This is a genomic window from Pseudomonas sp. 2024-210 (assembly GCF_045062345.1).
GTDB lineage: Bacteria > Pseudomonadota > Gammaproteobacteria > Pseudomonadales > Pseudomonadaceae > Aquipseudomonas.
This window is the reverse complement of record NZ_JBJGEJ010000012.1, coordinates 96,094-116,779: the sequence shown is the minus strand read 5'-3', so window position 1 is coordinate 116,779 and position 20,686 is coordinate 96,094. Positions and strand designations below refer to the sequence as shown.

General features: G+C 58.7%; 14 protein-coding genes and 2 pseudogenes. 13 read left to right on the top strand and 3 right to left on the bottom strand.

Annotation, left to right across the window (positions count from 1 at the left end; translation table 11 throughout):
* Window positions 1-26: 26 nt before the first annotated feature.
* Window positions 27-1,922 carry a penicillin-binding protein 2 gene (gene mrdA / locus ACI7MX_RS16805; protein ID WP_314485458.1) on the bottom strand — a complete coding sequence of 632 codons (1,896 nt, stop codon included), beginning with the start codon at window positions 1,920-1,922 and terminating at the stop codon, window positions 27-29.
* A 190-nt stretch (window positions 1,923-2,112) separates the two neighbouring features.
* Between mrdA and ACI7MX_RS16800 the strand changes: the two genes are divergently transcribed.
* The gene (locus tag ACI7MX_RS16800) at window positions 2,113-3,036 is read left to right on the top strand and encodes a pyridoxal-phosphate dependent enzyme (RefSeq protein ID WP_314485461.1); all 924 of its coding nucleotides are present in this window, start codon (window positions 2,113-2,115) and stop codon (window positions 3,034-3,036) included.
* Window positions 3,037-3,162: 126 nt separating this feature from the next.
* Here ACI7MX_RS16800 and ACI7MX_RS16795 read toward each other — a convergent pair whose 3' ends face one another.
* Complete coding sequence (locus ACI7MX_RS16795) at window positions 3,163-4,203, bottom strand: LacI family DNA-binding transcriptional regulator (protein WP_405585717.1); 1,041 nt, start codon at window positions 4,201-4,203, stop codon at window positions 3,163-3,165.
* A gap of 204 nt (window positions 4,204-4,407) precedes the next feature.
* On the opposite strand from ACI7MX_RS16795, the gene ACI7MX_RS16790 reads away from it, so the two are divergent.
* The 12 genes and pseudogenes from ACI7MX_RS16790 to ACI7MX_RS16735 all read left to right on the top strand — a co-directional run bounded on the left by ACI7MX_RS16790 (window position 4,408) and on the right by ACI7MX_RS16735 (window position 19,540).
* Window positions 4,408-6,630 carry a TonB-dependent receptor gene (locus tag ACI7MX_RS16790; protein ID WP_405585714.1) on the top strand — a complete coding sequence of 741 codons (2,223 nt, stop codon included), beginning with the start codon at window positions 4,408-4,410 and terminating at the stop codon, window positions 6,628-6,630.
* 2 nt (window positions 6,631-6,632) lie between these two features.
* Window positions 6,633-7,994: an LLM class flavin-dependent oxidoreductase gene (locus ACI7MX_RS16785; protein WP_314485467.1), complete on the top strand. Its 1,362-nt coding sequence runs from the start codon at window positions 6,633-6,635 to the stop codon at window positions 7,992-7,994.
* The gene (gene mgrA, locus ACI7MX_RS16780) at window positions 7,991-9,028 is read left to right on the top strand and encodes an L-glyceraldehyde 3-phosphate reductase (protein WP_314485469.1); all 1,038 of its coding nucleotides are present in this window, start codon (window positions 7,991-7,993) and stop codon (window positions 9,026-9,028) included. The genes ACI7MX_RS16785 and mgrA overlap by 4 nt, the downstream gene beginning before the upstream one ends.
* 49 nt (window positions 9,029-9,077) lie before the next feature.
* Window positions 9,078-10,016 (top strand): sulfonate ABC transporter substrate-binding protein, encoded by a 939-nt coding sequence (locus ACI7MX_RS16775; RefSeq protein WP_314485472.1) that lies wholly within the window; start codon window positions 9,078-9,080, stop codon window positions 10,014-10,016.
* 359 nt (window positions 10,017-10,375) lie between these two features.
* Window positions 10,376-10,849 (top strand): annotated as a pseudogene (locus ACI7MX_RS16770) ((2Fe-2S)-binding protein); the annotation flags it as partial.
* Window positions 10,849-11,847 carry an FAD binding domain-containing protein gene (locus tag ACI7MX_RS16765; protein ID WP_405585709.1) on the top strand — a complete coding sequence of 333 codons (999 nt, stop codon included), beginning with the start codon at window positions 10,849-10,851 and terminating at the stop codon, window positions 11,845-11,847. The pseudogene ACI7MX_RS16770 and the gene ACI7MX_RS16765, both read left to right, overlap by 1 nt.
* Window positions 11,844-14,063: a xanthine dehydrogenase family protein molybdopterin-binding subunit gene (locus ACI7MX_RS16760; protein WP_405585706.1), complete on the top strand. Its 2,220-nt coding sequence runs from the start codon at window positions 11,844-11,846 to the stop codon at window positions 14,061-14,063. The genes ACI7MX_RS16765 and ACI7MX_RS16760 overlap by 4 nt, the downstream gene beginning before the upstream one ends.
* A pseudogene (locus tag ACI7MX_RS16755) lies at window positions 14,050-15,003 on the top strand (XdhC family protein); the annotation flags it as partial. The gene ACI7MX_RS16760 and the pseudogene ACI7MX_RS16755, both read left to right, overlap by 14 nt.
* Window positions 15,004-15,467: 464 nt before the next feature.
* Window positions 15,468-17,180, top strand: coding sequence for an FAD-dependent monooxygenase (locus ACI7MX_RS16750; RefSeq protein WP_405585703.1), 1,713 nt, complete (start codon window positions 15,468-15,470; stop codon window positions 17,178-17,180).
* A gap of 8 nt (window positions 17,181-17,188) precedes the next feature.
* Entirely contained in the window at window positions 17,189-17,359 is a 171-nt protein-coding gene (locus ACI7MX_RS16745) for a DUF2783 domain-containing protein (RefSeq protein ID WP_405585700.1), read from the top strand.
* Between the two features lie 42 nt (window positions 17,360-17,401).
* Window positions 17,402-18,715, top strand: a complete 1,314-nt coding sequence (locus tag ACI7MX_RS16740; protein WP_405585697.1) for an MFS transporter — start codon at window positions 17,402-17,404, stop codon at window positions 18,713-18,715.
* A gap of 6 nt (window positions 18,716-18,721) precedes the next feature.
* Entirely contained in the window at window positions 18,722-19,540 is an 819-nt protein-coding gene (locus ACI7MX_RS16735) for a LuxR C-terminal-related transcriptional regulator (protein ID WP_314491915.1), read from the top strand.
* 85 nt (window positions 19,541-19,625) lie between these two features.
* On the opposite strand, the gene ACI7MX_RS16730 is transcribed toward ACI7MX_RS16735, so the two are convergent.
* Window positions 19,626-20,540, bottom strand: a complete 915-nt coding sequence (locus ACI7MX_RS16730) for a LysR family transcriptional regulator (RefSeq protein WP_314491918.1) — start codon at window positions 20,538-20,540, stop codon at window positions 19,626-19,628.
* Between the last annotated feature and the right edge of the window lie 146 nt (window positions 20,541-20,686).

The window sequence follows — 20,686 nt, the reverse complement described above, 5'->3', positions numbered from 1 at the left end:
GTATTCAACTGCTACAGGATTGGCCATTACACCGCCGGGTGGGTATGGGGCTTGATCTGCGGGCTGGCGTATTGCGGCTTGAGCGTGCCCTGGTTGTCGAGCAACCAGGCGTCCATCACTTTACGCACCACAGGGCCCGCCACCCGGCCTCCCGCTTCGCCGTTTTCGATCATCACCGAAATCACAATCTGCGGGTCTTCGGCCGGGGCAAAGCCGACAAACAAGGCGTTATCGCGATTGCGTTCGGCGGTCTTGAGCCGGTTGTAACGTTCGCCTTGTTTGATGGCCACCACCTGCGCCGTACCACTTTTACCCGCGATGCGGTATTGCGCACCCGAGGCAGACGCCCTGGCAATGCCGCGCGGGTCATGCATGACCAGTTGCATGGCATGGTTGACCTGTTCCCACTCTTTGGGGTCGTGCAGAACAATGTTGGCGATCGGGTGTTCGTCTACCGGGGGCGTGCCGTCAATGGTTCTGGCAAGGTGCGGGCGATTCCATACGCCTTTGTTGGCGATCAATGCGGTGGCCTGTGCCAGCTGCAACGGCGTGACCTGCATGTAGCCCTGACCAATGCCCAGGATCACCGTTTCACCGGGGAACCACGCCTGACGCCGAGTGCTGCGCTTCCAGTCACGCGAGGGCATCAAGCCTGATGACTCTTCGAACATGTCCAGCGAGACTTTTTGCCCGATGCCAAACATCGACATGTAATCGTGCATGCGGTCAATGCCCAGCTTTGAGGCCAGGTCATAAAAGTAGGTGTCATTGGAGCGCATGATGGCGGCGTTCAGATCGACCCAGCCGTCGCCGCTGTGGTTCCAGTTGCGGTATTTGTGGTCAACGTTGGGCAGTTGGAAGTAGCCGGGGTCGAACACCCGCGTCGAGGCCGAAATAACACCGCTGTCGAGACCGGCAATTGCCACTTCGGGCTTGATGGTCGAGCCGGGTGCATAGAGGCCGCGCAAAGCCCGGTTAAACAGCGGTTTATCGATGGAGTCGCGCAATCCCGAATAGTCCTTGGAGCTGATGCCGGTCACAAACAGGTTGGGGTCAAAGCTGGGTTTACTGACCATCGCCAACACTTCACCGGTTTTGGGGTCCAGCGCGATGATGGAACCACGACGATCACCCAAGGCTTCTTCGGCGGCTTCTTGCAGTTTGATGTCGAGGCTGAGCACGATATTTTTACCGGCCACGGCGTCCGTGTGGCGAAGCACGCGCATCACCCGCCCCTGAGCATTGGTCTCGACCTCTTCAAAACCAACCGTGCCGTGCAACTGCGGCTCGTAGAAACGCTCGATGCCGGTTTTGCCAATCGACTGGGTGCCCCGGTATTGCGTCGGGTCTAGCTGTTTGGCTTCTTTTTCGTTGATTCGCCCGACGTAACCCACTGAGTGGGCGAAATGATCACCTTGCGGGTAATGACGGACAAATTGGGCGTCAACATCAATGCCCGGCAGGCGGTATTGATTGACGGCCAGCAGGGCAATTTGCTCTTCGCTCAGTTCGTACAGCAGGGTCGAGGGGTCAAATGGATGGCGCGCCTGCTTCATGGCTTTGGCGAACACGGCACGGTCGTCTTCGGGCAAATGCAGAATACTGATCACCGTATCCAGCACTTTGGCGGTATCTCCCGCCCGCTCGCGGGTGATGGTCATGTTGAAGCTGGGCTGATTATCGGCCAGCAACACGCCATTGCGATCGTAGATAAACCCGCGTTCCGGTGGGATGGGCAGCACGTGCACCCGATTGTTCTCGGACACCGTCGAGTTGTAGGCGAACTCGGTCACTTGCAGAAAGTACATGCGCCCGACCAGTGCACAGCTGATGGCCAGCACCAGCGCGGCGCAGGCGACCAGTCTTTTGTTGACCAGCCGCTTCTCGGAGTCGTGATCTTTTAGAGGGATCGGCTCGGGCATATCAGGGGTGTCTCACGTCAGAAAACAGAAAGCAGCAGCCCGCAGATCGTTAGCGGGCTACGAAAGTCGGCGCACACCTTACCAAGAAGCCCGAGTGGGAGTCAGATTATTGGTCACAGTTGAGATGAAAGCCGACAGGCTGCCGAGGTGTAAACTCGCGTCTTTTTTGAATGAAATGGACAGGACTTGCATGTTGCCCTTGATCGATTGGCAGCCACGCGCCGCGCTGCAACGCTTGCACTTTGACTGGTTGCAACGGGCCGGTGTCGAGGTAGCAGTGTTGCGTCTGGATCAGATCGACTCGCTGATCAGTGGCAACAAGTGGTTCAAGCTCACCGAGCACCTGTTGGCCGCTCACAGGGGCGGTGCGCAGGGGCTGATCAGCCTGGGCGGGGCGCACTCCAACCACTTGCATGCCCTGGCTGCTACGGGCAAGCGCTTTGGCTTTCCCACCGTTGGCCTGTTACGGGGGCATGCGCAACACACCCCAACCACCCGCGACCTGGAAGACTTTGGCATGCAGTTGCACTGGCTGGGGTTTGCCGGGTATCGGGCGCGCCATGAAGCCGGTTTCTGGCAGCCTTGGCTCGCGCGCTATCCAGCGTTTCATCCCGTCCCGGAGGGAGGCGGCGGGCTGGCCGGTGCGCTGGGGTGCATGACGCTGGTCGGGCAGGTGCGTGAGCAGTTGGGTGACGTGGGTTGGGACGATTACGACGGTTGGTGGCTGGCGGCTGGAACCGGCACCACACTCGCGGGTTTGCTTTTGGCTGAAGCACCACAGCGCCGGATTTACGGGGCGCTGGCCGTGCCCGAAGATCATGGAGTGGCACCGCAGATCGAGGCGATCTTGCAAGCGGCACATCGCTCGGAATGCAACCTTGAACTGATTGATGCCAGTCGCGGTGGTTTCGCCCGAGTGGATGACACCTTGACCGGGTTTATCCACGATAGCGAATCCGCCAGCGGGCTGCTGCTGGAGCCGCTGTATACCGGCAAAGCGCTATTAGCCCTCAAACAAGCGGTCGACGCCGGGCGCTTTGCCACAGGTCAGCGTTTGGTGTTCGTTCACACAGGCGGCTTGCAAGGCCGCCGGGGATTTGAAAGTGGGGCGTGAGGATCTTCGCCTGCTGTCATTCGTCAGGCCTCCTGTTGATAGCCGCCAAGCAGGCGGTGAGCAATGATTGATTATGATTAACTGCGATTCAAGTTGAGCGTCGCTTCCTGCCCGTTTTTGCAGTGTTTAGGTACTTTCACGCGCGATCACCCTGCACGCCAGCTTATTCAGCCGTTGCACCTCGTCCTCCTGTGGCAAAACCCCCAGACTTTCCAGCACTCGTGTGGCCGCCAGCACACCGATCTCCAGTGCAGGCGGTTTAATGGTGCTTAAACTCGGCAGCAGCATTTCGGCAAACGGATAATCGCCAAAGCCAAGCACCGCACAGTTTTCGGGAATTTTCAGCCCTGCGCGTTGCCCGGCAAGCAATCCGCCCGCCGCCAGGTTGTCGTTGGCAAAGATAATTGCATCCGGTGGAGCAGAGGCCAGCATGAGCGCTTGCATGGCCTGTTTGCCGGCTTCAAAGGGCGCCATACCCTCTTGGGGGGTATACACCCACGGCTCCAGTCCCAATTCGCGAACACCGTTGAGGTAGCCATCGCGGCGCTCCAGTGCGCTGAAATCACCCGCGCTGCTGTTCAGTACAAAGGCAATGCGTCGATAGCCTTTTTTGTAGAGGTAGCGGGCTGCTGTAATGCCCACCTCAAGGTGGGAAAAACCTATCTGTATCGGCGCGCGTTCGGGTTGGTAGTCCCAGGTTTCAATCACCGGAATGTCCGCTGCGGCGATCATTTTTTCGGTGCCCGGGCTGTGAAAATGGCTGGTCAACACCAGCGCCGCAGGTGACCAGCCCAGGAATGCGCGCACCGCACTTTCTTCCTGTTCGACGCTGAAGTAACTGGATGCCAATAGCAGTTGATAGCCGTGGCGACTCAGCGTGTCGCTGAAACCCTGAATCGTGTTGGCAAAGATCGGCCCCGATATGTTGGGAATGACCATGCCAACGATTTTGCCGCGTGCCGAGGCCAGCCCGCCAGCAACCAGATTGGGCACGTAGCCCAATTGCGCGACCACCGCAGCAATGCGCTCGCGTCGCTCCGGCGAGACCTGTTCTGGCTGATTGAAATAACGCGACACGGTGATGGCCGAGACCCCGGCCTGTTGCGCGACAGTGCTTAGCGTCACGCGCCCGGCGCCACGGCGTTTGCGGGGTGAATGGTCGATCAACGCGCACTCCTTGTAATAACAAATGGGAATATAAGAACACTATTTAAGTATTTGACGATCTATGCGACGGTTATTGATACTGGTGATGTTAGCGCTAACAACGCGCTTTGTCTGCTACTCGCTCGAGCGAATGTCCAAGACACATTTCCGCCATTGTCGTCGTAGAGCGGCAGCGGTTCAGGGCACTTTTTGAGCGGGTCTATCATGCGTACTTTTCCTGGGGCAACACACACACTGGCGCACACGTTGTGCGCTGCGGGGTGGTTTTTTACGGGCTTGGGCGTCGCGCCCGGCCTGACGTTCGCCGCCGACAGCAATGAGCAGGCGGTGACCCTTGAATCCGTCACGGTCAGTGCGACTCGTCGCGAAGAACCGCTGCAAAAAATCCCCGTGGCCGTGACCGTCGTCAATGGCGAGCAGCTGGAGCGAGACGGGCGCAACAGCGTCTCGAGCATCGTCCAGCAAGTTCCCTCGCTGAATTTTCGAACCGGTGCCTCGAACAAGGACACGTCGCTGTTTGTGCGGGGTGTGGGCACGATCTCTACCTCGCCCGGCGTTGAGCCGACCGTGGCGACGGTAATCGATGGGGTGGTCTACGCGCGCCCGGGGCAGACGACCCTCGACCTGTTGGACCTGGATCGCATTGAAGTCTTGCGTGGCCCGCAAGGTACGTTGTTCGGCAAGAACGCCTCGGCCGGGGTGATGAACATCATCAGCCGTGCACCCACAACTGAAACCCACGGTTACATTGATCAATCGAACTTCACCGGTAACGAAAGCCGTACGCGCTTCGGCCTGGGTGGCAGTTTGATTCCTGACACCCTCACGGGCTCGTTCACCGCCTTGTTCGGCACCTATGACGGCAATGTCGATAACCAGTACAACGGGCAGGAGGTGAATGGCTACAACCATAAAGGCGCGCGCGGCAAATTGGTGTTTACCCCTGACGATGACCTCACGCTCACAGTCATCGCCGACTACATGCAGTCCCATGACGACGCACCCAATGGAGTGGTCGTCCAGTCATTGACGCCGGGCTTTGGCAATGCGCTGGCTCCGGTATGGGCGTCCAGCGACAACCGCAAGATCAATACAGACACCCGTTCGCGAGTGGCAGACATCAATAAAGGCCTGTCTGCCCAACTGGAATGGAATCTGGGTGATTACACCCTGACGTCGATCACCGCGTGGCGGGGTTGGGACAACACTCAATATCAGGATGGCGATCGCCTGAGTACCATCAGCGCCGATTTTCCAGGCTCTGCCGACAAAGGCGACCTGACGTTCAATCAGTATTCGCAAGAGCTGCGGCTGGCTTCACCCAAGGGGGAGTTCCTGGAATACGTGGGTGGACTGTTCTATATGCACGCCAAGGATGACGAAACCTATCAGCGCACCTTGACCACGCCTGCGAGAGTCAACCGGGGCGTCGCCGATTACAGCACCACCAGTGACAGCTATGCGGTCTTCGGCGAAAGCACGCTGAACTTCACCCCGACCTTTCGCGGCATTGCCGGCCTGCGCTGGACCCATGACGATCTGAAATACGATCACCGCCGAGTGTCCACGTCGGCGACGGCCGTGACGGGCATCCAGCCGGACACCAGCAGCGCCGGGTCAGTGGATGAAGACGGCTGGTCAGGTCGGCTTGGCCTGCAATACGACCTGACCGACACCGTCACCACCTATCTGACCTATTCGCGAGGCTACAAAGGCCCGGCCTACAACGTGTTCTTTAACATGCAGCCGCGTGATACCGGCGCACTCAAACCAGAAACGTCGAATAACTGGGAATTGGGGATTAAAACCACGGCCTGGAACCATCGCCTGACCGCGAACGTCGCGGTATTTCACAGCGAGTACGACAATTATCAGGCGAACTTCTTCGACACGGTCGCAGGCCAAGTCGTTACCCGGCTGATCAACGCGGGCAGTGTCAGCACCGAAGGCGTTGAACTCGACTATGCGTTGCAGGCGACTCGGCAATTGAAGCTCTCTGGCGCACTGGCATACACCCATGCCCGTATTGACGAGTTTGGCTGCCCCGCAGGCGCTGCCGCATCGTGCAACGTCAATGGGAAGCCGCTGCCTTACAGCCCGGACTGGAAAAGTTATGTGCGCGCCGACTACAGCATCCCGCTGGATAACGGTCTGGATGTAGAACTGGGGACCGATTACAGCTGGCAGAGCGAAGTGCAGTACGACATTAGCCAGAACCCGGACACCAAACAGGGCGCGTACGGCATCTGGAATGCCAGCATCGCGCTGGCGGATTACACCAACGGCTGGCGTGTGGCGCTGCTGGGTAAAAACCTCGCGGACAAGTCCTATTCACCCATGCTGGCCACAGGCGGTAGCTACATCTACCGCGCGGTTCCAAGGGACGACGAACGTTATTTTGGTGTGCAACTGCGCAAGGATTTCTGAACATGACTCGACAGCTCAAACTGGGCGCCTTTCTCATGGCCGGCGGCCACCACGTCGCCGCATGGCGTCACCTTGAGGTACAGACAGACGCCGGGCTGGACTTCTGCCATTACAAACGCTTGGCACAGATTGCAGAAGCGGCGAAGTTTGACGCTGTGTTCGTCGCCGACAGCGTCGCCGCGCCGAGGGATGACATCGCCAGTCGCATGGATCGTTCGGCTTACTTTGAGCCACTCACATTGCTTTCAGCCTTGAGTGCGGTGACGGAGCGCATTGGCTTGATCGCCACGGCCACCACCAGCTACAACGAGCCCTACCATGTGGCGCGAAAATTTGCATCGCTGGATCACCTGTCCGGCGGGCGGGCGGGGTGGAACCTGGTGACCTCGGATAACGCCGCCGAGGCGCAAAACTTTGGCCGTGAGCAACATATCAGTCACGCTGAACGCTACAGCCGCGCCCGCGAGTTTCATCATGTCGTCACGGGACTGTGGGACAGCTGGGAAGATGATGCGTTTGTCCGCGACACGATCAGCGGCGCTTACTACGACCCCGCCAAGCTGCATGTGCTGAACCACCAGGGTGAGCACTTTCGGGTCAAGGGCCCGCTGAATGTGGCGCGTTCCCCGCAGGGGCAGCCTGTGATTGTGCAAGCCGGCTCATCCGAGGTCGGTCGCGATTTGGCCGCACAAACGGCAGAGGTGGTGTTCACCGCGCAAACCTCATTGGCCAATGCACAGGCGTTTTACGCTGATCTCAAAGGCCGTTTGAACCAGTACGGCCGCACCCAGGACTCCCTGAAAATCATGCCCGGAATGTTTGTCGTGGTGGGGGCCACAGAGGCGCAGGCGCAGGAAAAATTTCAGACCTTTCAGCGGCTGGTCGAGCCTGAAGTGGGCGTGGCCTTGCTGGGGCGCATGCTGGGCAACTTCGATTTGTCGCAGTACCCGCTGGACGGGCCGCTCCCCGATTTGCCGCTGACTGAAAGCGGCCAACAAAGTCGGCAGAAGCTGCTGACCGAGTTGGCAGGCGAAGAAAACCTTAGCCTCGCCGAACTGGGCAGAAAGATTGCCGGAGGGCGCGGGCATTACACCCTGGTGGGTACAGCGGTGCAGATTGCTGACCAGATGCAAGCGTGGTTCGAGCAAGGGGCGGCCGATGGATTCAACGTGCTGGTGCCGCATCTTCCGGCAGGGCTGGAGGATTTCGCCAATGAAGTCATACCGGAGTTGCAACGCCGGGGCCTGTTCAGAACTGAATACGAAGGCCGTACGTTGCGCGAGAACCTTGGCCTGACCCGGCCTGCCAATCGCTTAACGCCACAACCACATTTTTCTCCAGACAAGCAGGACATTACTCAATGACTTATATCGCTGCCGAAAACCGCTATGACGCCATTCCTTATCGCCGCGTGGGCCGCAGCGGACTGGTGTTACCGGCACTCTCCCTTGGCCTGTGGCACAACTTTGGCGACAGCACACCGATCGACACCCAGCGTGCGCTATTGCGTACAGCCTTCGACCTGGGGATCAACCATTTTGATCTGGCCAACAATTACGGCCCGCCCTATGGCAGTGCCGAGATCAACTTCGGTCGTTTGCTGCGTGAAGACTTCAAGCACTACCGAGATGAGTTGATCATCTCCAGCAAGGCCGGATGGGACATGTGGCCCGGCCCGTACGGTCAGGGCGGTGGCTCGCGTAAATACGTGCTCGCCAGCCTCGATCAGAGCCTGCAACGCTTGGGCGTGGACTATGTCGACATTTTTTATTCGCACCGTTTCGACCCGGACACCCCGCTGGAGGAGACGGCCAGCGCCCTGGCCACGGCCGTGCAGCAGGGCAAGGCGCTGTACATCGGCATCTCATCCTACTCAGGGGTTAAAACCCGAGAAATGGCGGCGTTGCTCAATGACTGGAAAATTCCGCTGCTTATTCACCAGCCGGCCTACAACCTGCTCAATCGCTGGGTGGAAAAAGACTTGCTGGACACCACTGAAGCACTGGGCAGCGGTGTGATTGCCTTTACCCCCCTGGCGCAAGGCTTGCTGACCGACAAGTACCTCAACGGTGTGCCGACGCAGGCGCGGGTCAACCGCGCGGGTGGCGACTCTTTGCTGCCCTCGCATCTGAACGAAGCCAACCTCGCCCGGGTACGCGGCCTCAACAAGATTGCCAGGGCGCGCGGTCAGAGTCTGGCCCAGATGGCATTGGCCTGGACACTTCGCGACCCTCGGGTGACGTCAGCGTTGATCGGTGCCAGTCGACCGGAGCAGATCATAGAGAACGTCGGTGCCTTGAAGAACCTGCACTTTAGCGTGCAGGAGCTGACCGAAATTGACCGGTTTGCCCAAGAGGGCGGGATCAACCTGTGGGAAAAGCCCTCGAAGGCTGAGTGAGCACAAGGCCAACTCAGGTGTTCTTCCAGACTTTAGCAGCGAGAAAAACATGAAGCTTCGCACTTTTATAGTTACCGGGTTGGCCGTGCTCAGCCTTACAACCTCCGCGCTGGCCGCAGACCCTGCCACCCTGAGAATCGGCTACCAGAAAGGCTCGATTGCCTTGTTGCTCGCTAAAGAGCATGGCCTGCTGGACAAGCGCTTTCCTCACACGGCCGTGCAGTGGATTGAGTTTCCCGCCGGGCCGCAGATGCTCGAAGCGCTTAACGTCAATGCACTGGACATAGGGTCTACCGGAGACATCCCGCCGCTGTTCGCCCAAGCAGCGGGGGCCGATCTGGTCTACATCGGCGCCGAGCCGGCAAAACCACAAGCGGAAACTGTGCTGGTTCGCGGCGACAGCCCGCTTCACTCCGTTGCCGACCTTAAAGGCAAGAAAGTAGCCTTTCAGCGCGGGTCCAGCTCCCACAACCTGATCTTGAGGGCGTTAAACAAGGCCGGGTTGAGCTATCAGGACATCCAACCCGTGAATCTGCCACCTGCGGATGCTCGCGCGGCCTTCGAGCAGGGCAGCGTCGATGCCTGGGCCACCTGGGAGCCTTATTCCTCGTTGGCCTTAAGTCAGGGCAATGCCCGTGTGCTGGCCAACGGTGAGGGACTAGGTCTGTCAGGTCCCGTTTACACGGCCCGGCGAGCGTATGCCGATGCCAATGGCGCCTTTGTTCACGCATTGCTGGATGAATTGACTGACGCTGAAGCGCTGACCCGCAGCCAGCGGCAAGAAAGCCTCAAGGTGATCCAAAAATACATGGGGCTGCCCGACACAGTGATTGCCAGCTACCTCGACAATCGGCCGCCATCTCCGGTGCTACCGATTGATCAAAGCATCATCAATGCGCAGCAAGTAACGGCGGATCTGTTTTATCAAAACAAGCTTCTGCCCAAGAAAATAGCGGTGCGTGATGCGATCTGGCAGGCCGCAGACTGAAACGCACTGGGGGGGCACAAGCGAGCCCCCCCCGTATACAGACCTTTTTGGCCGCTAACGGTCTCGACTGAGTGCACGCACCTGTTCGACATCACGGGCCCGCGCGTCGCACAAGTCCGGGTTTGGCGATTTTAAATGATCAGCGCACGAAACTATTTGCGTCTGGCATGCCTCCATAACTTACCGACCCTCACCGACAACACCGGACGTAAGTGTGGTTTGACCTGACGTAGTTGCCTTTTGGGTGTTACGTGTAACCGCTCTGTACGTGTCCCCCTTGGCCAAAGGTGACCCTGATGACAGAAAACCAAACAACCCTGCGTCTCACAGAAGACCCAGCCAGCCCAGCTGTGAATGATCACAGCATCCACCTTCAGATAAACGGCAAGGTGTACCCGCTGGATGTGCCTGCCAATGCGGTTTTGCTTGATGTGGTACGCGACCGATTGCAGCTGACCGGCACCAAAAAGGGCTGTGACCACGGCCAGTGCGGTGCCTGCACGTTGCTCGTCAATGGTGTGGCCATCAACTCGTGCCTATCACTGGCCGTTCAACATGACGGCGATAGCATCACCACCATCGAGGGGCTTGCCGACGGCGACGCGCTGCATCCCGTGCAGCAGGCCTTTTGGGAGCACGACGCCTTTCAATGTGGCTACTGCACGACAGGGCAGATCATGAGCGCGGTGGCCTTGCTCAATGATCCAGACAGTGGCGCGGACGATGCCAGCGTCAGAGAGGCAATGAGTGGCAACATATGCCGCTGCGGCGCGTATAAAAATATCCTCGCGGCCGTGCAGTCGGCGCGCGACAAAATGGCGGGGGGTGTCTGATGCAGACTTTCGATTACGTCCGGGCGCAGTCTTGCGCCCACGCGATCAACACGGCCTCGACCCTGGAGCTGACCCGGTATCTGGCTGGCGGCACCACGCTTCTGGATCTGATGAAGCTGGATGTGGTTAAAGTTGACCACTTGGTCGATATCAACCGATTGCCCTTGCAGCAGGTTGAGACCCTGGACGACGGTCGCTTACGCATCGGGGCGTTGGTCAGCAATACCGCGCTGGCACGTCATCCACAGGTATTGACGCATTACCCGGTGCTCGCTCAGGCGATTATGGCGGGGGCTTCCACGCAGTTGCGCAATAAAGCCACCACTGCGGGCAACGTGATGCAACGGGTGCGCTGCAATTATTTCCGCGATGGTGTTTCACCTTGCAATAAGCGCCAGCCGGGTTCGGGTTGCGCAGCGCTTGTAGGGCTCAATCGCAGCGTGCATGCGGTGCTGGGGACCAGTGATCACTGCATTGCCAGCCATCCTTCCGACATGTGTGTGGCCCTCGCGGCCATCGGTGCGCACGTCACGCTGCAAAATCCGCAGGGACAGTCGCGTGAAGTCAATTTTGCTGATTTTCATCTGCTGCCCGGCGACACACCGTGGCGTGAGCATGCACTAGAGCCCCACGAACTGATTACCCACGTGACTTTGGATGCGCCGCTGTCGGCAAGTCGTTCAGGCTACCTGAAGCTGCGTGACCGCACGTCTTACCAGTTTGCACTGGCATCCAGCGCCATCATTGTGGTGATGGACGGGCCAACCGTGGTCGAGGTGCGTATTGCCCTCGGCGGCGTGGCCACCAAGCCGTGGCGAGCCGTTGAAGCAGAACAGCACCTCACCGGGCAACGGGTCTCTGCGCAGCTCATCTCACAGGTGGCCGAGTTGGCTCTGAAAGACGCGCGGGCCTACGAGCACAATGCTTACAAAATTCCCCTCGGCCAGCAGGTCATTGCGCGCAACCTTCGCGACCTGACGGCGCAGGAGTCGGTATGAACGAATCCATTATCGGTGTCCCTCAACGCAGGATAGACGGGCAGCTAAAGGTCAGCGGCAAAGCTCACTACGCCGCCGACCACCCCATGCCGGGCATGCTGTATGCCTATGGTGTCTACAGCACGATAGCGCGCGGTCAAATTCTCACGATCGATGATGTAAAAGCGCTGCAAATGCCTGGCGTCGTCAGCATCGTGCATCATCTCAATTGCCCAACCCTCCATCGCACGCCTGCCACGCCGATGGACATGGCGAAAATTCTCAGCGCCAGCAAAGTGGATGAGTTTCGCACCCCGTTCGAAGATAACCGTGTGTCATACCCGGGCCAGTTTGTCGCGCTGGTCGTTGCCCAAACCTTTGAACAAGCAAGGGCCGCGGCGCAACAGGTGTCGGTGGACTATGACGTTGAAGAGCCGATCACAAGCCTGACAGAAGGTCTGAAGGCGCAGGCTCCTCAGGACGGGGCAGGGGGGCACACTCGGGGCAAACCAGAACCTGCCTTTGCTTCTGCCGCCAAAAAAATCGACGCGACCTACACCACACCTGTCGAAAATCACAACCCGATGGAAATGCACGCCACCACTGCATGGTGGGAGGATGGACGCCTCTTTGTGTACGAAAGCTCTCAGGGCGTGGTCAATCATCGTAATGTGCTGGCCAATGTCTTCGATTTACCGCCTGACCAGGTTGAGGTGCGTGCGCCTTTTATCGGTTCAGGTTTTGGCAGCAAGCTATGGCCGTGGCCGCATTCGATTGCCGCCTGCGTTGCGGCGAAAATCACCGGGCGACCTGTGCAGTTGATGCTGCCCAGAGCGCAGATGTTCACCACCAGCGGCCACCGCCCGCAAACATCGCAACGCATGCGTCTTGCCACAGACAGTCAGGGCAAACTGGTATCGCTGCGCCATGAGTCCATCAACAGCACGTCGACCACCGATGCCTACACCGAACCCTGTGCCAGCGTGACCAAAAGTCTATATGCCTGTCCGAATGTGCTGGTCAGCCACAAAAACGTGCCGGTCAACCGTGGCACGCCGACCTCGATGCGTGCTCCCGGTGCCGCCCCCGGTTTATTTGCCCTTGAATCGGCTATCGATGAAATGGCCTTGGCCAATGGCATCGATCCTCTGGATTTTCGCCTGCTCAATCGAGCTGCCAAGGATGAAAGTGTCGGCCTGCCGTGGTCCAGCAACCATATTGAAGAAGCCATGAACGTTGCGGCGCAGAAAATCGGCTGGCAGCAGCGCAACCCTGAAGTCGGCTCCATGCGCGACGGCGACGAAATCATTGGCTACGGCATGAGCGCCTGTAATTGGGAGGCGTCGCAAGTGCCGACCGATGCCCGTGTGATTTTGCGTGCGGACGGTACAGCGTTGGCGCAATGCGGTCTGCAAGACATAGGCACCGGCACTTACACGGTGGTGGCACAGACCCTGAGTCAGTTGTCCGGGCTGGCGCTGGATTGCATTGAAGTGCAGTTGGGCAGTTCAGCGTACCCGCCCGGCGCCATGTCGGGCGGATCGTGGGCGACGTCGAGTGTCATGCCCGCCATTGCGGGTGCGACCCGCCAAGCGCTGGACAACTTACGGCAGATTGCTGTGTTGAAAGGAGCGCCGTTTGAAGATCAAAAAACCGAAGCCCTTGACGTAGAAGAGGGGCATTTAGTGTGTGGCGGGCAGCGCGCCTCATTCGCCGAAATCCTCGATTCACAGCGGGTGGCTCACGCTGAAGGCACCTTCCAGAGCGGTGCCGCCAAAGCTGATACTTATTCCTTCCGATCATTTGGCGCACATTTTGTGGAAGTGCGTTGGGACCCCGGCATTTCGAGCTTGCGAGTGGCACGGGTGGTCAGCGCCATTGACGTGGGCCAAGTGGTCAACCCGCTGGCTGCGCGCAATCAGGTTGAAGGAGCAATCGTCATGGGCATCGGCATGGCGCTGTTCGAGGCGGGGGAGTACGATCCGAACAGCGGCTTACCGACCAACAATAACTTCGCTGAATACGTGGTGCCGGTGCATGCCGATCAACCTGATATCGATATCACCCTGCTGGATTATCCTGACCTCAACTTCAGTGAGTTCGGGGCCCGCGGCATCGGCGAAATTGGTATCACCGGGTTGGCCGCGGCCATCGCCAATGCGGTCTATCACGCCACCGGCGTACGTATCCGTGACCTGCCCATTTCCAAGGAAAAATTGATGCATGGACTCGCTTGATCTACAGGTTGTGCAGCGCGCTCAGGGTTGGCTAGCCGAGGGTAAATCCATCTGGCTGTGTACAGTCGTGTCTACCTTCGGTTCGGCGCCGCGTGGCCCGGGCGCCATGCTGGTGGCGTTGCCTACAGGTGAATACAGTGGCTCGCTGTCAGGCGGCTGTGTAGAAGAAGACTTTATGACGCGGCTCTCACAAGGCCATTTTGCTGAACACAATCAGGTTGTGCGTTACGGCGAGGGTGGGCTGGCACCCAATGTGGCCTTGCCCTGCGGCGGCGTATTGGACGTATTGATCGAGTACATGGCCCCCGATGACGATACGTACGAGCACCTCCAGGCCATGAAGTGCGCACTGGGCGGGCAGTACCTGGCCACTCGAACGGTTCAGCTCGGCAGTTCGCGCAGACGTTTGGCGCGCTGCGATGAAAACGTGCCAAGGGTCACGCTACAGGTCGATGAGGTGTCTATCAGGGTGGGTGCTGTGCGTCGGCTGGTGTTGGCTGGGCTGTCTCCGGTGGCCGAGTTTTGTGCCAGCTTTGCCTTGGCCTTGGGCTATGAAGTGATCCTGTGTGATCCAAGGCCAGAAGTTATCGACCGCTTTTCCATGCCCGGCGTGCAGGTGCACAAGCGCCTGCCATCGGTCTATATCGAAGAAAATGGCTGTCACGCCACCACCGCAGTGGTAGCCCTTACCCATGACCCTCGTCTGGATGACTTGACCCTGATGGAAGCGGTCAGAACCGATGCTTTTTACATTGGCGCCATGGGCTCTCAACGCACCAGTGCAAAAAGATTTGAGCGACTGGCACGCATTGGCGGGCTCGATGCGCAGGCATTGGCACGTATCCATGCGCCGATCGGCCTGCGCCTTGGCAGCAAAACCCCGGCAGAAATCGCCTTGTCCGTCATGGCTGATATTCTGCGTGTCTCCAACGGCATCAGTCACTGCAACTACACCACCCCTGTAGCCGCTGACGAGGAACGAAGGCTGCGATCGGCGGCGAAGCCGTCGTAAAACCAGACATACCGAGGTGTCCCATCTTGCGACCGCTGCGCGCTCGATCGCAGCCTTCGGCAGCGGCTACAGGTTAGCGTGTGGCTGCGAGTTTGGGGCGTGGGCTCTTGCAGTGATGCGTCTGTATCGATCAATCATGCAAAGAACTTTCGTGGTAAGGCATTCATTACGCCTGACGCAATCCTAATCACTTTCGAAAAGCCACTTGGTGGAGCAGACGCAGCGTTCTCGAGTGCCCCTCGGTTAGTAATTTCTTGCAGCAGTTGACCCTTTCTCGCTCCAGAAGAATGTCCCCTTCAGGGGACGTTACCCTGTGCGCTTGGGTTTAGAGTGACCTGAGACAAAACCTGTCCCCGCGAACAATAAAACAATAAACCGGGAGCCACCGGACCATGCATCAGCCTCAAGTCGTACCCCATCAGTCCCTCTATTTTCCCTATCAGGTATATCCTGCGTTCGTGCCGTCCCCAGGCATCGTCAATCGCTCGCCCGTGGTGATTGTGGGGGCTGGGCCCATTGGCCTGACGCTGGCGCTCGAGCTGGCCCGCTACGGTGTCAGAAGTAGTGTGCTGGCGGCTCAGCAGCAGGTCTGTGAAGGTAGCCGTGCGATTGTTTTCACCCGTCGCTCCATGGAGATTTTTCAGCAAGTGGGGGTGTCCGAGGCAGTGGCCGAGCAGGGGCTGCCTTGGCGCTTCGGAAATTCGTACTACCGCGGCCAGCGGGTTTTTCGCATGGAGGCTGCGGTCGACGAGCATGATCGTTTTGCACCGATGACCAACCTGCAACAGCAATATCTGGAGCAGCATCTGGTGGCCGCCGCCCAGGCACAGCCGCTGATCGAACTGCGGTGGGGCAATAAAGTCATCGATATCGAGCAACGGCTCGACCATGCTGTGTTGCAAGTCGATACCCCGGGCGATGTTTATTCTCTGGAGGCCGATTGGGTTGTGGCCGCTGATGGCGCTCGCTCCGGACTGCGCTCCATGCTTGGGCTCAAGCTTGAGGGGGCGTCCTATGAAGGGCGCTTCGTGATTGCCGACATCCGCATCAAGCTCGACCTGCCGACTGAACGTCTGGCGTTTTTCGATCCCTCATGGAACCCCGGCAATACCGTGTTGATGCACCGCGAGCCCGGAGATATCTGGCGCATCGATTACCAGTTGCCCGTGGACGAAACGCCCGAGCAGGCGTTGCACCCCGACTCCTTGCGTGAACGCATCAATGCGCAACTGGCGATGCTCGGCGTTGAAAAACCGGAATGGGAGCTGGATTGGAGCTCTGTGTACTCGGCCCGGGCCCTGACCCTGGCGCACTACATTAATGAGCGAGTGATTTTTGCTGGAGACGCGGCGCACCTGTTGCCAATCTTCGGTGTGCGCGGCGCCAATACCGGGTTTCAGGATTGCCACGATCTCGGCTGGAAACTGGCACTGCACATCAAGGGGTTGGCCGGTGCCGGGCTGCTGGCCTCCTACAGTGAGGAGCGGGTCAAGGCTGCACGGGAAATCATTGAGGAGGCGGGCAAAAGCACGAGGTTCATGGCGCCGCCCAGTCGCGGCTATCGACTGTTACGCGATGCGGTGCTGTCGCTGTCGTTGACCCGGGAATTTGTACGCCCGCTGTACCACTGGCGAACCTCAAGAGCTCACGACTATGCCGATTCGCAGCTCAACGCGGTGGACGACGATAATCGTTTATTCGTTGGCGGCCCGCGCAACGGTGCGCCGTTGCTCAATGTCCGTCTGGCCGAGCAGCACTATTTGTTCGACGAGCTGGCGCCTGCCTTTCATTTGCTTTGCTTCACTGACGCTGCGGCGCTCGATACCGAAGTTGTGGCGCAGGTTCAGGCTCTGCGCGACCAGGGACTGGCGATACAAGTGATCGCGATCGCCATGAGTGGGGGCCATCAAGTGCAACATGCCGACCTGACCCTGGCTGATACGGATGATCTGTTCAGTACACGTTATGGCGTGCAGCACGCTGGCGCCGCCTATCTTGCGCGCCCGGACCAGCATGTCTGCGCGCGCTGGCTGCATCTGGATGGCGAGCGTTTGCGCCATGGACTAAATCAGGCCCTTGGCCACAACGGGAGTAACCACCCATGAGTCAGTCAATGAACATCACGGACCTGGAGCGCGTCTATGATCGGCTCGCCGCGGCGATTGATTGCACAGGTAAAAACAGTGAGTTGTTTCTGGTCAAGCTGGCGCTGCTGGCGGCAGAGTCGCTGAACGATATCGAGCGCTTCGACGCACTGATCGAGAGCGCCGTGCAGGACCTGTAAAACCTTTGCGTCAGCCAATAATTACAATAATAGGATCACCCTATGCCATCCCGTCCTGCTGTGGCCCTTGGCGAGGAGGCCGGCGCTCATCCGCTGGTTATTGCCAAAGTCTCGAAACGCCTGTTGTGGTTTCTCTTTATCTGCTTCGTTTTTTCGTTTCTGGACCGTATCAATATCGGTTTTGCCGGGCTAACGATGATGGGCGACCTGGGGTTGAGCAGTACCCAGTTCGGCATGGCAACCACGATTTTCTACCTGGCCTATATCGCATGCGGTATCCCCAGCAACATCGTTCTGGCCAAACTCGGTGCCCGTCGCTGGATCGGTAGCCTGATGATCGCCTGGGGTATGGCCTCGACCGCAACCCTGTTTGCGCATGACGCAACCAGCCTGTATTGGTTGCGTGCGTTGGTAGGCATCACCGAGGCAGGGTTTCTGCCGGGTGTGCTGTTATACATGACGTTCTGGTTTCCGGCGGCGTACCGGGCGCGGGCCAATGCGTTGTTTATGATCGCCATGCCATTTACCGCAGGCTTTGGCTCGGTCTTGTCCGGCAGCATTCTGGGACTGGATGGCCTCTGGGGGCTGGCAGGCTGGCAGTGGTTGTTTTTGCTCGAAGGATTGCCCAGCGTCCTGCTCGGTCTGGCAGTGTACGGTTATCTCGACGATCAGCCGTCTCAAGCTCGCTGGCTGACCAACAATGAGAAGCTACAGCTGGCTGACTTGATGGAGCGCGACCGTCAGGCACCTTCGCCTCACGCGCATTGGGGGCGCGAGTTGCTATCGCCCTCAGTGATTCTGTTCTGCCTGGTGTATTTTTGCCTGGTCAACACCTTGGCGATGATCGCGGTCTGGACCCCGTTGATCGTCAAAAGCTTCAGCGCAGGTCAGAGCAATACACTGATCGGATTGTTGTCGGCAATTCCACAAATATGCACCATTGTTGGCATGATCCTCTGGGGCCGTCACTCGGACCTGACCCAAGAGCGACGTTGGCACCTGGCGCTGCCGATGCTGCTGGCTGCAGCGGGCTGGTTCTGCACGGCCCTGTCGAGCGAACCGATCGTACAACTGGCCGGGGTCTGCATGGCGGCGACGGGATCCTATACAGCCATGTCGATTTTCTGGACCCTGCCGGATCGGTCATTGAGTTTTCAAGCCAGGGCAGTGGGCATCGCGGTGATCAACGCAGTCGGTAACCTGGGGTCGGCCCTAAACCCCTTGGTGATCGGCTGGCTAAAAGACCTGACCCATGCCTATACAGCCGGTTGCCTGTATGCCGCGCTGCTGTTATTAGTCGCTGCCTTGCTGGTGCGCACGCTGCCCCACAAACCCCAACCTTCCTACGTGAACTGACCCCCAATGAACCACTGGCTGCTCACCACCGCTTACCATCAGAGCCCATTGACGACGGGGCAAGTCGCGCATCTATTGGCTCGAGTGGGCGAGGACTGCCGGACTTGGCTGGCCGCAGAGTTACTGACTTTGGTGCGGGGTGAGATGCCGTTGGCCCAATGTACGATTTTCGCTTATCCGGAGGGCCAGGAACCGCAGGTATTGTCGTGTTCCGATCAGGCGAGGCTGGTTCAGATATCGCGCATTTCCCGGGATTACGTGAAGCGTTTTCACAGTCTTGACGGCAACCGTCAGGCGATGCTCGGTCATCGGGCGAAATATGGAGGCGCGCGAATCCTGGCTCAGCTTCAGTCAGTCGAGGACATCACCCACCGTGAGTATCGGCGGGTCTGCTATGAACAGCCGCAAATTTCCCAGCGCATGGCCTTGCTCAATCATCAGGAAGAGGGTGGGGGCTGGCTGTCGATCAACTTCTATCGAGGTCGTGAGCACGGTAACTTCACTCAACGCGAAATCGAATTTATCGAGTCGGTGGCACCCTTGCTGATTCAAGTCACACGATTGCACTATCGCGCGTATATCGAAGCCAATCAGATGCCGGCCTTACTAAGTCATCGGGTCGAGCAGCTTTATCCTGAACTGACTCGGCGGGACCGAGAGTTGCTCAGGTATTTACTCAGTGGTCTGGGAGCGCAAGACATCGCGCCCCTGATGGGCATTCAGCGCTCAAGCGCCGCTACCTACATCAAGCGGATCTATCGAAAGGTCGGTGTCAGCGGATATCGAGAATTGCTGGGGCTTGTCGTGAGAGGTCGCTGGTCCTGAGTGTGCTCTGCATCGTTGAATAAACGAAGGTTTGACTAAGCGCAGAGAGTTCGGATTGTTAGATAACCAGCCCGCCTGACAACGCCTAAAGACTCTCAGGATCCCCAAAAAACATTTGAATCCGCGAGCGAAGCCAGCGTTCACCCGGGTCGTTGTCCTGGGCGCCACGCCAGGCCATGTGCAATTCAAAGCTTTGCATTGCCAGCGGAGGGTCTTCGGCGCGCACGCCACCCGCGGCGGTCAAGGCTTGGGCCGTGTAATCCGGTACGGTGGCAATGATGTCGGTGCCGGCCAGCAAGGTGCTCAGACCATTAAACTGCGGTACCGCCAGCACCACATGACGCTTGCGCCCGAGTTTCTCCAGTTCAACGTCGATAAAGCCGCTCAAGTCACCTGCAAAGGAGACCAGTGCGTGGGGGCGTGCACAGAAGTCGTCCAGGCTCATCGGCCCCGGCATGGTGTCAGCCCGCAACAGTTTGGGCTTGCTGCGCCTTAATACTTTGCGTTTGGCGTTGGCGGGCAGGTCGCTGGTGTAACTGACGCCCACCGAGATTTCGCCAGACGCCAGCAACGGCGGCATCAATATGTAGTTGACCCGGCGGATAACCAGCACGATGCCCGGTGCCTCGGCGCGCAAGCGCTTAAGCAGCAAAGGCAGCAGGGCGAACTCTACGTCATCGGACAAGCCAATGCGGAACACTGAGGTGCTGGTGGCCGGGTTGAACTCTGCGGCACGGCTGACAGCGGTTGAAATTGAGTCCAGCGCCGGGGACAGCAGGGCGAAAATCTCGGTCGCCCGTGCCGTAGGCTCCATGCTGCGGCCGGTGCGAACAAACAGCGGGTCATCAAACAAACCGCGCAGGCGTGAGAGCGCCGCGCTGATGGCAGGCTGCCCCAGAAACAGCTTCTCGGCCGCTCGGGTCACACTGCGCTCATGCATCAGGGTTTCAAAGACGATCAGCAAATTCAGATCGACGCGACGCAAGTCGTTACGGTTCATCTGGCAGACTTCGCAGGCGGATCAACGGTAGAAGGGTAAGGATCTTACTGACAAAACCGATGGATCGTCACTCTGAAGATAGGATTTCGCGTTTTTACTTATGAGAAACGTACGCATCTTGAAGGGGAAACCCAGCTTTCCTTGTT